The organism is Halococcus salsus, assembly GCF_009900715.1.
GTDB lineage: Archaea > Halobacteriota > Halobacteria > Halobacteriales > Halococcaceae > Halococcus > Halococcus salsus.
Window position 1 is genome coordinate 444,284 of the sequence record NZ_JAAAJC010000001.1, and the last position, 14,098, is coordinate 458,381.

Annotated in this window: 17 protein-coding genes and 1 tRNA gene; 5 read left to right on the forward strand and 13 right to left on the reverse strand. The window is 68.8% G+C overall.

Going from position 1 to position 14,098, the window contains the following annotated elements; all coding sequences use genetic code 11:
- Positions 1 to 36: 36 nt before the first annotated feature.
- From GT355_RS02310 to GT355_RS02330, 5 genes are all read right to left on the reverse strand, one after another.
- Positions 37 to 525, reverse strand: coding sequence for a metal-dependent hydrolase (locus tag GT355_RS02310; protein ID WP_120070051.1), 489 nt, complete (start codon positions 523 to 525; stop codon positions 37 to 39).
- 50 nt (positions 526 to 575) lie between these two features.
- Positions 576 to 1,091, reverse strand: coding sequence for a CinA family protein (locus tag GT355_RS02315; protein WP_160133142.1), 516 nt, complete (start codon positions 1,089 to 1,091; stop codon positions 576 to 578).
- A gap of 346 nt (positions 1,092 to 1,437) precedes the next feature.
- Positions 1,438 to 2,259, reverse strand: coding sequence for an SDR family oxidoreductase (locus GT355_RS02320; RefSeq protein WP_160133144.1), 822 nt, complete (start codon positions 2,257 to 2,259; stop codon positions 1,438 to 1,440).
- Positions 2,260 to 2,309: 50 nt separating this feature from the next.
- Positions 2,310 to 3,080, reverse strand: a complete 771-nt coding sequence (locus GT355_RS02325; protein WP_160133146.1) for an endonuclease V — start codon at positions 3,078 to 3,080, stop codon at positions 2,310 to 2,312.
- Entirely contained in the window at positions 3,080 to 3,997 is a 918-nt protein-coding gene (locus GT355_RS02330) for a rhomboid family intramembrane serine protease (protein ID WP_160133148.1), read from the reverse strand. The genes GT355_RS02325 and GT355_RS02330 overlap by 1 nt, the downstream gene beginning before the upstream one ends.
- Positions 3,998 to 4,237: 240 nt before the next feature.
- Between GT355_RS02330 and GT355_RS02335 the strand changes: the two genes are divergently transcribed.
- Genes GT355_RS02335 through GT355_RS02345 form a run of 3 tightly spaced genes read left to right on the forward strand, consistent with a single transcriptional unit; the run spans position 4,238 to position 6,892 of the window.
- Positions 4,238 to 4,681 carry a DUF5788 family protein gene (locus tag GT355_RS02335; RefSeq protein ID WP_160133150.1) on the forward strand — a complete coding sequence of 148 codons (444 nt, stop codon included), beginning with the start codon at positions 4,238 to 4,240 and terminating at the stop codon, positions 4,679 to 4,681.
- 13 nt (positions 4,682 to 4,694) lie between these two features.
- Positions 4,695 to 6,437, forward strand: a complete 1,743-nt coding sequence (gene polX / locus GT355_RS02340) for a DNA polymerase/3'-5' exonuclease PolX (RefSeq protein WP_160133152.1) — start codon at positions 4,695 to 4,697, stop codon at positions 6,435 to 6,437.
- On the forward strand, positions 6,434 to 6,892 hold the full coding sequence (locus GT355_RS02345; protein ID WP_160133154.1) for a Mut7-C RNAse domain-containing protein: 459 nt from the start codon (positions 6,434 to 6,436) through the stop codon (positions 6,890 to 6,892). The genes polX and GT355_RS02345 overlap by 4 nt, the downstream gene beginning before the upstream one ends.
- Here the strand turns inward: GT355_RS02345 and GT355_RS02350 are convergent.
- From GT355_RS02350 to GT355_RS02375, 6 genes are all read right to left on the reverse strand, one after another.
- On the reverse strand, positions 6,889 to 7,275 hold the full coding sequence (locus GT355_RS02350) for a rhodanese-like domain-containing protein (protein ID WP_160133156.1): 387 nt from the start codon (positions 7,273 to 7,275) through the stop codon (positions 6,889 to 6,891). The genes GT355_RS02345 and GT355_RS02350 overlap by 4 nt on opposite strands.
- Before the next feature lie 84 nt (positions 7,276 to 7,359).
- Positions 7,360 to 7,587: a hypothetical protein gene (locus GT355_RS02355; RefSeq protein ID WP_160133158.1), complete on the reverse strand. Its 228-nt coding sequence runs from the start codon at positions 7,585 to 7,587 to the stop codon at positions 7,360 to 7,362.
- Positions 7,588 to 7,699: 112 nt separating this feature from the next.
- Positions 7,700 to 8,248, reverse strand: coding sequence for an NUDIX hydrolase (locus tag GT355_RS02360; protein ID WP_160133159.1), 549 nt, complete (start codon positions 8,246 to 8,248; stop codon positions 7,700 to 7,702).
- A gap of 79 nt (positions 8,249 to 8,327) precedes the next feature.
- On the reverse strand, positions 8,328 to 8,885 hold the full coding sequence (locus GT355_RS02365; RefSeq protein WP_120070078.1) for a DUF420 domain-containing protein: 558 nt from the start codon (positions 8,883 to 8,885) through the stop codon (positions 8,328 to 8,330).
- 30 nt (positions 8,886 to 8,915) lie between these two features.
- Positions 8,916 to 10,211: a DNA polymerase IV gene (gene dinB, locus GT355_RS02370; RefSeq protein WP_160133160.1), complete on the reverse strand. Its 1,296-nt coding sequence runs from the start codon at positions 10,209 to 10,211 to the stop codon at positions 8,916 to 8,918.
- 411 nt (positions 10,212 to 10,622) lie between these two features.
- Positions 10,623 to 10,801: transfer RNA gene (locus GT355_RS02375), tRNA-Trp, on the reverse strand.
- A 115-nt stretch (positions 10,802 to 10,916) separates the two neighbouring features.
- Between GT355_RS02375 and GT355_RS02380 the strand changes: the two genes are divergently transcribed.
- Entirely contained in the window at positions 10,917 to 11,318 is a 402-nt protein-coding gene (locus GT355_RS02380; protein ID WP_160133161.1) for a GNAT family N-acetyltransferase, read from the forward strand.
- A gap of 280 nt (positions 11,319 to 11,598) precedes the next feature.
- Here the strand turns inward: GT355_RS02380 and GT355_RS02385 are convergent, their stop codons facing one another.
- Both GT355_RS02385 and GT355_RS02390 read right to left on the reverse strand, forming a co-directional pair.
- Entirely contained in the window at positions 11,599 to 11,826 is a 228-nt protein-coding gene (locus GT355_RS02385; RefSeq protein ID WP_160133162.1) for a DUF5795 family protein, read from the reverse strand.
- 32 nt (positions 11,827 to 11,858) lie between these two features.
- Complete coding sequence (locus GT355_RS02390) at positions 11,859 to 12,698, reverse strand: DUF5794 domain-containing protein (protein WP_160133163.1); 840 nt, start codon at positions 12,696 to 12,698, stop codon at positions 11,859 to 11,861.
- A gap of 761 nt (positions 12,699 to 13,459) precedes the next feature.
- Here GT355_RS02390 and GT355_RS02395 point away from each other — a divergent pair.
- Positions 13,460 to 14,086 carry a uracil-DNA glycosylase family protein gene (locus tag GT355_RS02395; RefSeq protein ID WP_160133164.1) on the forward strand — a complete coding sequence of 209 codons (627 nt, stop codon included), beginning with the start codon at positions 13,460 to 13,462 and terminating at the stop codon, positions 14,084 to 14,086.
- The last annotated feature ends 12 nt before the right edge of the window (positions 14,087 to 14,098 follow it).

Consider the following 14,098-nt stretch of genomic DNA (forward strand, 5'->3'; position numbering starts at 1 on the left):
CTCGGGCTCGACGGCCACTGTTCGGGGTCGGGCGGCTCAGAACAGCCCGCTCGCTCGGAGCCCGTAGGCGAGGAGTCGTTGGGGGTACTCGGTGACGAGCGCCGCGGCGACCGCGAGTTCGAGCGCGGTGACGACGAGGATCACCCCGCCCGCGAACCGGCTTCTGGTCGAGACGCCGAACGGGAAGTCGAACTCGCCGCTGTCGAACGGGTAGAAGAGCGCGATCCCGCGTTTCGAACCCAGGAGGTCGAGCGCGTAGTGGGTCGCGACCCCGATCCAGACGTACTGGAGGTTGCCGAAGTAGATCGGATAGACGAAGAAGAGCACCAGAACCGGGAGGTTGTGGAACGTCTTCCGGTGGGTGCCGAAGGCGGTGTCGACGTCGGGAAAGAGCGCCCCGAGGGTGACGGGTACCGCGATGGCGAGGACGGCCCGGACCGTCGTGAGGTCGCCGGCGGGGTAGGTCAGAACCGCGAGCCCGATGCTCAACACCACCGCGTTGAGCACGTGGCCTTTCTTGTTCATCCGTTCGCCTCGAATCGCCCGACGTGGCGGGAATAGTAAATCGTGTCGGGTCAGCTCCGGCGCGAATCGAGCGCGTCGAGGGTCGCGGCGAGCGCGCGCTGCGCGCTCTTCTCCTTGATATCGTCCCGGTCCCCGTCGAAGACGTGGTGTTCGGCGGTCGCCGTCGTCCCGCCCGTGCCCCACGGGCCGGCGTAGGCCACACCGATGTACACCGTCCCGACGGGTTTCTCGTCGGTGCCGCCGTCCGGGCCGGCGATGCCGGTAGTGGAGACGCCCCAGGTGGTGTCGGCGGTGTCGCGCGCGCCACGGGCCATCTCGATGGCCACCTTGGAACTCACCGCGCCGTGGGCGTCGAGGGATTCGCGACTCACGCCCAGCACGCCGCGTTTCGCCCGCGAGGAGTAGGTCACGAGCCCGCGGTCGAAGTAGTCGCTCGACCCCGGCACGTCGGTGAGCTTCGACCCGACGAGGCCGCCGGTACAGGATTCGGCGGTCGCGATGGTCGCGCCGGTCTCGCGGAGCGCGTCGCCGAGTCGGGCTTCGATGGGGTCGTCGGTTGCGGGCATAGAGGGCGAACGAACCCCGGCGGCAATAGCGATCGGGTGCGGAGCGGATGCTGTGGCGGTGTGGCGGTGTGGGTGCTGTGGCGCGCGGCCTCCGCGCCGCCCGTCGGGCGGCGCGAAACGCTCGTGCGAGGGATGAGCGAACGGGCGGAGCGAGTGAGCGAATCGGCTGGGGAGGCGTGTGGCGGTTGCAGTGCAGTGCGAAAGCGGTCAGCATCCGCGCGAACGGAGTGAGAGCGGTTTACCGTGAACGAGCCGCAGGCGAGTGAGTGGCCTTTTTAGTCCAGGTTTTTGCGAGGAGTGGTTGGCGAACGGAGTGAGCCAACCCGACGAGGAAAAAAGTGGGTGGTTAGGTTACGCGCCGAACCAGCCCGTAGAGGGTGTTCTGGACCTCGGCGGGCAGGAAACGGGCGTAGTCGGCGGCGCTCGCGAGCGGGCCGACGGGGTAGCGCGCCGGCGGGTCGGGCGAGACCGCCGCGTCGAGGATCGCGTCGGCGACCTGGTCGGGCTGGACGGTGCCGACGCCGCCGTTGAGGACGGTCCGGGCGTCCTCGAACATCGCGTAGAACGACTCGTAGGCCCCGGTGCGTTCGAGCCCGTCGAGTTCGTCGGCGGCGCGGTCGTCGAAGTCGGTGGCCACGGGACCGGGTGCGACCACGGAGACGTGGATGCCGTAGTCCGAGACCTCGGCTCGGAGGGCGTCGCTGATGGCTTCGAGCGCGAACTTCGAGCCGGCGTAGACCCCGTTGCCGGGCGTGGCGAACCGGCCCGCGGTACTGGAGACGTTCACGATCCGGCCGACGCCGCGGTCGCGCATGTGGGGCAGAACGGCGCGGATCAGGCGGTGAGGGCCGTAGAGGTTGGTCTCGAACTGGTCGTGGACCCGTTCGGTGGGGACGTCCTCCACGGTCCCGAACTGGCCGTAGCCCGCGTTGTTCACGAGACAGTCGATCCGCCCGGTCTCGTCGATGACCCGTTCGACGACCGCCTCGATGGCGTCGGGGTCGGTGACGTCGAGCGGGGCGGTCGCACAGCCCGCCATCTCGAGGTCCGCGACGTCCGATTCGTCGCGCGCGGTCGCGTAGACCGTCCACTCGGCTTCGAGGAACGCCTCGGCGGTCGCGCGGCCGATCCCCGACGAGCAGCCGGTGATGAGAACTGTCTTCGCCATGCAGGCATCTCTCGTCGTGGGTAGTTAACTTCCGGCGTTCCGGGCCGGCCTCACTCCTCGAAGTCCCGTTTGACCTCGCCGGCGTAGGCGTCGGCGAGCCGCGTTGGTTCGGGGAGTTTGTAGCCGTCACAGAGCCGTTCGACGAGGTCCGCCGCGGTCGGCGGGCCGACGCGGTGGCCCGGGCTCACGTAGACCGGGTTGATGGTCCGGCTCCCGGAATCGTACTGGCGGGTCTGGACCGCGTAGCCGATCCGTCCGTCGGTGGTCTCCACACGGTCGTCGGCCGCGATGGCGACCCGCGCGCCTTCGGGGAGGTCGTCGAGCGGGGAGTCGGGGGTCCCGCAGAGCAACCCCTTCGCGACCCCGATGCTCGGCAGGTCGAAAAGGAGTCCAAGATGGGTCGCGAGGCCGGCCTCGCGGTAGTGGATCCGACCGCTACCGTCGAAGACCGCGAGGTCCGGCTCGACGTCGAGGTTCGCGAACGCCGCGACGATCGCGCCCGCCTCCCGAAAGGAGAGCAGACCGGGGATATAGGGGAACTCGCAATCGACGACCGCACTCGCGCGCTCGACGACCTCACCACCGCGGAGGGCGACTATCGCGCCGACCGCGCGGTCGTCGAGGAACGCCTGGTCGACGCCGACGATGGTCGGTGGATCCCCCGAGAGGTTCGTGAGCGTCGGGGTCGCCGAAACCGCCTCGGGATCGAAATCGAACTCGTCGGCGAACTGCGCGGTAGCGGCGACCTCGCGCTGGAGCGCCTCCATTTCATCGCGGGAGTCGGCCGGGTCGGGGAGGAATCGTGGATAGGCGGGTTCCATCAGAACGGCCCACGCCCGCGGCCGGGGCCACCCATGCCGCCGCCGCCACGGCCGCCGCCGCCGAACTGGAGCTGGTTGGGCAGGCGATACTGGTTCTTGACCCGCTGGCCGTAGGCGAGTCCCACCAGCAGTCCGACGAGGTGGGCGGCATCGGCGACGCCGGGGAAGAGCGGGACCCCGAGGATCCCGGAGACCGAGATGAGGACGTAGGCCCCAGTGAGCACCCAGATCGGGACGGGAAGCAGGAAGTAGAGGTAGACACGCAATCCGGGGTTGAGCACCGTGAGCACGCCCATGATCGCGAGCGCGGCACCGCTCGCGCCGAGGGCGGGGGTCGGGTTTCCTTGGAGGATCGCCAGTCCCAGATAGCCCAGCCCGGCGAGGATCCCGCTGCCGAGGAAGAGCAGCGTGAAGTCACGCGACCCGATGTACTCCTCGACCAGCCGGCCGAAGAAGTAGATCACGATGCCGTTGAAGAGGAGATGGGTGAGTCCGGAGTGGGCGAAGACCGAGGTGACCCAGGTCCAGACGTAGAAGGGGTGCTGCGGCGAGACGGTGAACACCGCGTTCCAGAGGCTCGAATTGACGGGGATCCCGATGACCGGGAAGACGAGATACTGGAACCCGAACGTGATGAACATCAGCCCGAGGAAGACGTAGGTCATGTTCCCGCGGAAGTAGCCCATCGGGCCGCCGGTGGCGGTGAGGTCCGAGAACCGTCCGCCCGAGCGCGTACCCGAGTCGTCGGCGCTCCCGTCGAAGCCGCTGTCGAAGATGCCCGACGGGTCGTTCCAGTCGTCGAGCCCCGTGCAGTCGTGGGCCTCCGGGAGCCGGTGTTCGCCGCAGAACGTGCCGCCGCAGTGTCGGCAGTGGTACGGCATGTTCTCGCTTCGCCCACACGCGTCACACGTCGCCATTGGTCGTGATGGGGGTCGATGCCTCAAGTCGGTTTTGGGTTCCCGACCGGAACCGACGGCACGCCGCCCGCTCCGGCAGGTCGACCATCCCGGTGCCCGTCGAAGGGTTGGGACGAGACCCCGCGACCGGCCCGACCGTCGAAACGCCTTTCGCCCGGTGAATCCAACCGCCGAACAGACGATGTTCCCCGAACCGAGACCCGGACGACGGCTCCGCCGTCCGTCGAACGGGGGTCAGCGATGAAGTCCTACGAACGAAAACAGCTCCTCGCGCGGATCGACCGCGAGGGCGCGACGATCGGGGCGTCGATCCCGGAGACCATCACCGTCGAGGGCGAGCCGCTCGAACTCCGGGCGTTCGTCTTCGAGGCGCGCTCGCGCGAGTCGGTCCCCGCCGAGGACCGCGAGGAGATCGATCTGGCCAAGCGAAACCTCCGGCGCGAACGGATCGCCCGGCGCGACAGGATCGAGGCGGGCGACATCAGTCGCGAGCGAGGCGAGGAACTCGCCGAGAGCATCATCGGGATCGACCGCGCGCTCCACGCGCTCTCGGACCTCGGCACCGCCGACATCGAGGCCGAAGCCGAGGCGCAGGAACGCGCCGACCGGAAGCGCTGGGTGTCGTTCCTCCAGCAGGCGCTCGGGAACGAGTCGGGTGGGCAACGGGCTGGAGGCCGCCGATGACCGGGGACAACCGATGAGCCGCAACGACGAGGTCGCCGACCGGTTCGAGGAGTTCGCCGACCGGCTCGAAGCCACGGGAGTGGAGTACAAACCCCAGTCCTACCGCCGAGCGGCCGAGAACATCCGGGCCCATCCCGGAGCGATCGAGTCGCTCGCCGCCGAGGGCCAGGACGCCGTCGAGGCGATCGAGGGCGTGGGCGACGCGCTCTCCTCAAAGGTGGTCGAGTACGTCGAGACGGGCGAGATCGAGGAACTCGAAGAACTCCGAGCGGAACTGCCAGTGGACATGGCGGCGCTGACACGCGTCGAGGGCGTCGGGCCGAAGACGGTGGGCACCCTCTACGAGGAACTCGGGGTCGAGGACCTCGACGACCTCGAAGCCGCCGCGGAGGCGGAACGCATTCAGGAGGTCGGGGGGTTCGGCGCGAAGACCGAGGAGAACATCCTATCGGGGATCGCGTTCGCGCGGCAGGCGAGCCAGCGGTCGTTGCTCGGCGACGCACGGCCGGTCGGCGAGGACCTCAAGGAGTACGTCGTGGGACCGGAGGCCGTGGCGGAGTGTGAACTCGCGGGCTCGCTCCGGCGGTGGCGCGAGACCATCGGCGACGTCGATCTGCTGGTGGCGAGCGAGGACCCCGAACCCGTGATCGAGCGGTTCGTCGACTGGGAGCGCGCCGAGCGCGTCATCGAGTCGGGGACGACGAAGGCGAGCCTCCGGGCCAACGGCGTACGAGTGGACCTTCGCGTGGTGGTCCCCGAGGAGTTCGGCGGCGCGCTCCAGTACTTCACCGGCAGTCGCGACCACAACATCGGGTTTCGGAATCGCGCTATCGACCGGAACCTCAAAGTCAACGAATATGGGGTGTTCGACGTGAGCGAGGTCGAAGACATCGAGGCGGGCCAGCGCGTCGGCGAGCGGGTCGCGGGCGAGACCGAGTCCGGAGTTTACGAGGCGGTCGGCCTCCCGTGGGTCCCGCCCGAACTCCGTGAGGACAGTGGCGAGCTCGCCGCCGCCGCCGACGGCGACCTGCCCGACCTCCTCGACGGGTCCGGGATCCGCGGGGACCTCCACACCCACACCGACGCCTCGGACGGAAAGGCAACCATCGAGGAGATGGTCGCGGAGGCGACGGAGTTCGGTCACGACTACCTCGCGATAACCGACCACGCGAGCGGGCCGGGGGTCGTCGCCGACACCGGCGTCGAGGACGACGACCTCCTCGACCACGCGGACACGATCCGGGAGGTCGGAGAATCAGCCGAGATCGACGTCTTCGCGGGCGTCGAGGCCAACATCGACGCCGAAGGGGGGGTCTCCGTGGAGGACGACGTGCTCGAAACCCTCGACATCGTGGTCGCCTCGCCCCACAGCGGGCTCGACGGCGACGGTACCGAGCGGATCGTCACGGCGATCGAACACCCCGAGGTGGATATCATCGGCCACCCGACCGGGCGCTACCTCAACCAGCGCGCGGGGCTCGACCTCGATTTCGAGGCGGTCGCCGGAGCGGCCGCGGAGAACGGCGTCGCGCTCGAAGTCAACGCGAACCCCCGTCGACTCGACCTCTCGGGCGGGGCGGTCCGGACCGCCATCGAGGCCGGCGCGACGATAGTCGTCGACACCGACGCCCACCGGCCGGCGAGCTACGACCTCGTGCGGTACGGCGTCCACACCGCCCGGCGCGGCTGGGCTGAGACGGACGACGTGCTCAACGCGCGGGGCGTCGAGGGACTGCAGGCGTTTCTCGCCGAGTGAAGCTCCTGCTCGACGCGACGTGCGGCGGACTGCGGGCCTCCCTCCGGCTGTGCGGGCACGACACGGCGTACGCGCTCGACCGCGGTATCGAGGACGACGACCGCCTCCGTGTCCTCGCCCGGCGAGAGGACCGGACGCTCGTGACGCGGGACAGGGAGCTCGCGGCACGAACCGAGCGCTCGGTGTTGCTCACCGCACGCGAGGTGGACGACCAGCTCCGCGAACTCGCCGAAGCCGGGATCCCCCTCGACGTCGCCGACGACCCGGCGTTCTGTGGGCGGTGCAACGGGTCGCTCGACGCGATGGCGGAGACCGACTCTACCCCGGCGTACGCACCCGACCCCGCGGACCAGCGGGTGTGGCGGTGTGTCGACTGTGGGCAGTGCTTCTGGAAGGGGAGTCACTGGCGCGCGATGCGGGACAGGCTCGCGGCCGTCCCGCGCGAGGGCGGTTAAAACGGGGCGTCGCTGGTCGTCGTCTCGTCGCTACTCGTCCCATCGTCGCTCGTTTCGGTGGCTTCGAGGGACCGTTCGTCGTGCCACGCGGTGAGCCCGCCGGCGAGGCTCTCGACGCGGCCCTCGACGGCCGCCGAGGACTGGAGGAGCTGCATCGCCTGGCGGCTGGCGATCCCCTTCGGGCAGACGGTCACGACGCGCTCGGCGTCAGCGAACTCCTCGGCTCGCCGGGGGATCTGGTCGAACGGCACGTTCTCGCTCCCCGGGATGTGGCCGCGGTCGAACGCGCTCGGGGAACGGATGTCGACGACGCGAACCTCGTCGCCGGTTTCGAGCAGGTCGTCGAGCTCCGTGGGCGTGATCTCGTCGTCGTCGGCGTTCACGTCCCGAGTAGCGGTCTCGTGCGAATAAACCCGGTGTTCGGTGCCGGTGTCGATCCCCTCGGCCGCTCGTTCGAGTTCTCGTATTCAGTCACCACCGCCGCCGAACAGCGCTCTGAGGGTTCTTACCAGGTCGAGGAGGTTCTCGAGGGTGTTGTCGATGCTGCGGATGAGGCCGTTCAGCCAATCGAGCTGCAGGACGGTGGCCTCCACACCGGACGCCACGTGGAGCGAAGCGGCTAGTTCGAGGTTCGTGACGGCGACGGCGACCACGACGACGGTCGCCATGCCGACCATCGCGAGAGCGGGGTTCATCTGTCGGGCCTTTCGTCTCGTCCCGTATGTACTTCTCGGCAGCATTCGCCGAGAACGGTGCGAGCGCGCTAGTAGGCGTGCTCGACGGCGCGACCGGAACCGTTCTCGTCCGCTACAGCACCCCCTCCTCGCTCGCCAGCAGCAGTCCCTCGATGGTGGCGTCGTTCGCGGGTTCGGTTCGGGCGACGTCGAGCGCCTCGTCGACCGGGAGCGACGTCACGGTCAGGAACTCGTTCTCGTCGAGGTCGCGGTCGGTCGGTGTGAGGCCCTCGGCGAGCGCCACGGCGCGGCGGTGGCGGAGCACGCCGGTGGCGACCCAGTAGTCCTCGAGCAGTGAGACACCCGAGGGTTCGTAGCCGGTCTCCTCGCGGAGTTCGCGCGCGCCGGCCGTCGTCGCGGACTCGCCGTCCTCGACGATGCCGGCGGGGAGTTCGAGACACTGCTCGCCGATCGCGGGGCGGTACTGGTCGACCATCACCAGCTCGTCGTCGGCGAGCGCCACCACCACGACCGCCGCCGGGAGTTCGGCCCAGTAGTACTTCTTCTCGCTGCCGTCGGGCTGCTCGACCAGGTCGTAGCCCCCGGTGTACCATCCCGTCTCGTACTCGGCGACCGATTCGACGACGCGCCAGTCGTGGGTCGAGTCCGCGGGGTCGTTCATACCGCCCCTCCACCCGCCGAGCGCTAAACGGTGGCGTTCCCGGGGAGGCTATCGACGGTCGAGTTCGAGAGCGAGACCGTCAGTAGACGGCGTAGAGGAGGAGGTAGACCACGATCCCGAGCGTGAACGAGACCAGCCAGAGCGAGGCGGCGACGCGACCCACGCGGGGGTGGTTCGTCGCCGGGAGTTCGGCCACGTCGTGGGTCAGCGCGAGCAGGAGGACGTAGTAGAGCAGCGGGATACAGACGATGGCGAGCAGGATGTGGATCCCGAGGACCGGGAGGTAGACGAACTGATACACCGAGTCGGGGCCGGGGAACGGTGACGGGCCGACGAGCGAGACCCGATAGAGGTAGAGCACGAGGAACGCCACGAACAGCCCGACCGTGACCAGCATCAGGCGTCGGTGTCGGTCGACTGCGCCGCGCCGGATCGCGCGCCAGCCGACGACGATGGTGCCGATGGCGACCGCGCTGAGGACGGCGTTCACGTGTGGAATGGCGGCGATGACCGCCTCGGGCGGGGTCGGGGCGACCGCCTCGAAGACACCGAGGACCGCCCCGAAGACCAGGGCGAGCGATACCACCGAGAGAACACCCGTCACCGCCGGAACATGGTCGCGGGTTCGAAACGCCATGCCGGCACCAGCAGTCGGGAGGATTTGTAGCTACTCATCCCACACGAAATCGCCGAACTCCGTCTGCCCGTCGCGGCGTGTTCGCGACCCGGTCGTGGCTTCGGCGTCCGTCGCGGAAGCGTGGTCGACGCCACCGTCGGCGCGACCGGGTTCGGTCCCTCGGGTCTCGAACCCGTCGAGGCTCGCCTGCTCGCCCGAAGCGAACGAGAGGTTCGAGACCCGAACCCCGAGCTTCCTGACCTCGGCCCCGCGGAACTCGCCGAGGAGGTCGAGCGCGACCTCGCGAACGAGGTCGGCGTCGGCCACGGGCCCCGGCAGCGAGCGCGCGCGGGTGTTGACGTCGAACGGCGGCGTCACGACCTTGATCCCGATGGTTCGATAGAGCGCGTTCTCGCGCTCGGCACGCTCGGCGACGGCGGTCGCGAGCCGCCGTACCCGCTCGCGTTTCGCGTCCACCTCGTCGGTGGCCTCGGTGAACGCCGACTCGCGCGAGAGGCTCTTGGGTCGGCCGACCGGCGTCACCGACCGTGTGTCCTCGCCGCGGGCGAACCGTCGGATCTCCCGGCCGCGCTCGCCGAACTTCGTGTCGAGTTTTCGGAGCGGTGTCGCCGCGAGGTCGCCCGCGGTCTCGATCCCCATCCCGCGGAGCTCGCGTGCCGTCACGGGTCCCACTCCATACACGGTCTCGACGTCGAGCGGCGCGAGGAAGCCCGCGACCTCGCCCGGCGGAATCGGCACGAGACCATCGGGTTTGTCGTGGTCGGCGGCGACCTTCGCCGCGCTCATGTTCGGCGCGACCCCGACGCTCGCGACAACCTCGACTTCGCGCTCGATCCGCTGTTTGACGTGCCGGGCGTAGCCCGCCGCGAGCGTCCGGCCATCGACGCGCTGCCACGAGGTCCGGTCGGTGACGTCGAGCGCCGCCTCGTCGATGCTCACTTCACGGACGACGTCGGCGCAGTCGTGGAGGATCTCCCTGACCTCCTCGCTCACCGACTGGTAGTAGTCCAGGTCGACCGGTCGGTAGTGGCCCACCACTTCGTCCGGGTCCGTCGAGCTCTCGGCGCGCGGGAGGCGTTCGAGCGCGGTCGAGATGGGCTGTGCGCTCTCGATTCCATGTGATCGGGCCTCGTAGCTCGCGGTGGCGACCGCGCCGTGGGTCTCGCCGTCCTCGTAGCCCATCCCGACCACCACGGGTTCGCCGTCGAGCGAGGGCTCGCGGCGGCGCTCGCAGGCGGCGTAGAAGCAATCCATATCGACGTGGAAGACGATCGAAGTATCGCCGTCGGCGACACCCGGCAGGCGCGCCTCCCCACGCTCGGCCATACCGAACCGACGCCGCTCGACACCATGAGCTTTGGCACCCTCGCTTCGTGTGTCACCGTTCGGAACGGTCCCCACCATGTGGCACCGACACAAAACTTATTACGAATAGATAATTACGTTGAATTATGTCTGACGCCGTTTCAGCCCAGTCCCGCCCCTTCCGACGGATCCGCCGTGCGCTCTCGCTGGCCTACACGCCGGAGGAGAGCAACACCGGTCGTATCGAGAAAAGATAGTTCGCGAAACGACGGCATTGCTGGAGGATGGGTTTTCGGTGATGATTCGAGTCGGAAAGAGGGGGTCGGAGGGATTTGAACCACCTGAACGTCGCTCCCGTCGGTCGCTCGTTCCGTCGTTCAAATCCCTCCGCGTTCCATGCTCGCGGCTCGCGGGATTGCTCGCCGCGAGAAGTGGGGTCGGAGGGATTTGAACCCCCGATCGACTGATATCTCCGGTGTGCGCCTCGGTCCTCCAGAGGGTCGTCACGGCGGGTGGTGATCAGCCGCCCGCTCTGTATATCAGTCTGGAGTTTCGTCACCGAGCGCGTTGCCTCTGGAGTCAGTCGCCATGCCTGGCTTGGCCACGACCCCGCAGGCGAAGCCAATGTCGGCGCAGGTAAACCCATTTCGGTCTCTCGCCGGGCGGCGAGCGCGCGAAATCGCCCCACGACGAGCGGCTTATACGCGATTCGGGCGTGCGACCGGCATGGACTACGAACTCACCGAGGAACCCCCGATGCCGCGCGAGTTCGTCGCGCTCCGGCGGGCCGCCGGGATGGGCGGCCGTACCATCGAGGCCGCCGAAGCGGGTCTCGGCAACGAGTGTGTCGCGGTCTCGGTCCGTACGGAGGGTGACCTCGTGGGGATGGGCCGAGTGGTCGGCGACGGCGCGACCGTCTTCCAGGTCGTCGACATCGCGGTCGACCCGGACCACCAGGGCCACGGTCTCGGACGGCGGATCATGGAGCACCTCGGCTCGTGGCTCGACGCCAACGCGCCGCCCTCCGCCTACGTCAACCTCATCGCCAGCGAGCCGGCGTTCTACGAACGGTTCGGGTTCGAGACCTGTGCGCCCACCCTCGTCGGGATGGACCGTCCATCGGAGTGACGAACGTGTTCGGTAGCGACGAGAGCTTCTCGTGGATGGTCTCGGGGTCGTCGGTCTCCCCGAAGTCCACGCCCCGGTGGATCTCGGGTTTCGTGTAGGCCTTCTCGGCGTTCTCGGCCAGAAAGGCGAGTATCAGGTCCTCGTCGGTCTCGTAGTCGCCGACGGAGTCGGTTCGCGGTGTCCTCGTCGGTGTCGAACTCGCCGTCATCCCACTCGCGTTCGGTGATCGGCATGGTCGTTCGCACGTCGGACCATGTCAGTATAACAGAAGGTAGTCCGGTTATTCGCGGTCGGTGTCACTCCACTCGCAGTCCTGGCACTTCTGGCCGGTGACGAACTCCGCGATCGAGGGCATGTAGCCGACTTCGAGGACGTTGCCGCCGCACTCGGGGCAGTCCCGGTCGGCGTCCGCGATGGGTTCGGCGTCCATCACGTCGTCGCCCTCGATGAGTTCGGCGAGGCGTTTGGGGGTGACCATCCGTCCTTCCACGACGCGGTTTTCGGCCATGTGAGGGGCTGAGGGGCTGGGGCCCTAAACCCTTACAGCCACGGCGCGCGGTCGGGGCCCACGTCCGACTCGTCCGCCGCCGGGTCCGCTGAGTCCGCCGCCGTGTCGTCGTCCGAGCGGTCCTCGTCCGGTTCGTCGCGGCTACGGCCGGGATCGAACGCGAGGAGTGTCGTGACCGCGAGGACGGCGAGCGCGAGCGGGGCGTCGCTGGGGACGAGCCCGAGCACCGAGAGGCCGAGCACGCCGAGCGCGACCGCGCTCCCGAAACGGAAGCGGTCGATGTGCACGGTGTCGTGGAGCCACGGGCTGGCGAGCGCGACCGAGAGCGCGAACGCGACCCCGACGGCCGCCGCGAGCGCGCCGCGGGCCACGAGTTCGAGGTCGGGCGTCACGACGAGGTGGGCGTTCGCGGGGTCGACGCTCGCGACCATGCCGAGGCCGACGATCACCGCGGGGCGGGGGAGGTACTCGCCGACCTGCGCGCTCGCGGTCTTGGCCGCGATCGCGAGGATCACCAGCGCGGCGAAGCGCTCGAAGACCGCGAGGTTCAGTAGGCTCTGTATCGTGGGCGCGAGCGCGGTCTCGACCGCCGCGAGGACGATCACGGGTATGCCGACGACGAGCGTGGTCTTGGCTCGTTCGCGGCGCGAGCCGTCCATCTCCGCGAGGACGACCGCGACCGTGGCGCTCCCGCCGAACACCAGCAAGCCGACTTCGAGGATCCCCGTGATGTCGGCGAGCGCACCCGCCAGTACCAGCGCGGGGAAGATCCCGTCGACGAGCGGGAGCGCGAGAACCGTCGCGAGGAGGCGGGCCGCGCCACCGACCTGTCGCTCGAGGCGGAGCGCGACCGGGTGTTGGGAGTGGCTCACGGGGAGCGATGGCCCTGCCCCGGGACCGACGGGTGGTGTGAGTCACGTCGCAAGGAGGCCCGGCCGTGCCAGGAATCCGTGACTCGCGTCGCCATGGTGAAAATAGTGTGTGCAGTGGTGGTAAATTTCGCGAAGGGCTCGGCATCGAAAGTCGTCCGACCGACGCGGCACACACTGAGCGGACTGGCGACGTCCATACACTCACTACCGTTGATACAATCATAAACGTTCTGTGAGACGCGGCCACACGAACCGTGGCGATCGATCACCTCGGTCCTCTCGGTCACCGGCGATCTCGATAGTCCGTCTTCCGGGGCTAGTGCGGTTGCGGTGTGGTGCGGTGCGGTCGGCGGTTAGGGTGGTTGGCGCGCGCTCGCGGTCGTGCGCGAACGGACGTGAGCGCGCGACCGTGGACACTGTGCGAGGGATGAGCACCGGAGTGAGCGACCAACGGGAGCGAACGAGGAGCGCAGTCGGCTGGGGAGGCGTGTGGCCGTCGCGGGGCGGTGTTGTGCGGGGCGGTGGCAGGGCGGAGGGGTTAGTTGTTGTACCGCGAACGAGCGGCGCGAGGTTCGACTGAAAGGAGAACCTCGGATGCGAACGGGGAACGAAGTGACCCGTGAGCGGAGGCCGAGTGAGCGGGCCGACGACCGACCACCGGGAGGGAGGAGGCTTTTGATCCACATTTTGCCAGGGAGGCCGCTTCGCGGCCGACCGTAGCAAAAGGTGGGGGTTTTGTCCCCTCCCGACCCAGACCCGCCGTGGAAAACGTCACCGACCGCACCAGCAACCCGTTCGGGATGCGCCCGCCCTGCGAGCGGTTCGTACCGGGCTACGGCGACGCCAACGCGGACTTCCATCTCGTCGGCGACCATCCGGGTGTTCACGGGGGCGTCGAGACGGAGGTGCCGTTCACGAACGCCGCCGGTCGCCGCCTGCTCGGGGTGCTCGCGAGCGTCGGCCTGCTCGACGACCCCGATTCCGACGCCCCCGAGGTCGAGAACCTGTACTGTTCGTACCTCCACCTCTGTGTGGCCGACGGCGAGCCCTCAGATGATTCGTACATCGACAACGAGCGCTTCTTCGACGCCGAACTCCGCGCTATCGGGGCCCACGTCCTCCTCCCGGTCGGCGAGCGCGCGACGCGGTACGTGGTCCGGAACTACACCGCCCGGACCATCGAGCCGTTCGAGATGGGGGCCCTCCACGCGACCGAGATCCGCGGGAGCGGCTGGCTCGTGATCCCCGTTCGGGACCCGAGCGAGTGGGACGGCGACGAAGCCGAACGACTCCGAGAGGCGCTCGAAACCCTGCTCGCGACCGACTACCGCCGCGAGACCGACCTCGGCCGGTTCCTCCCCGGCGAGGACACTTACTTCGTCCGGTAGTAGGTATGGCGG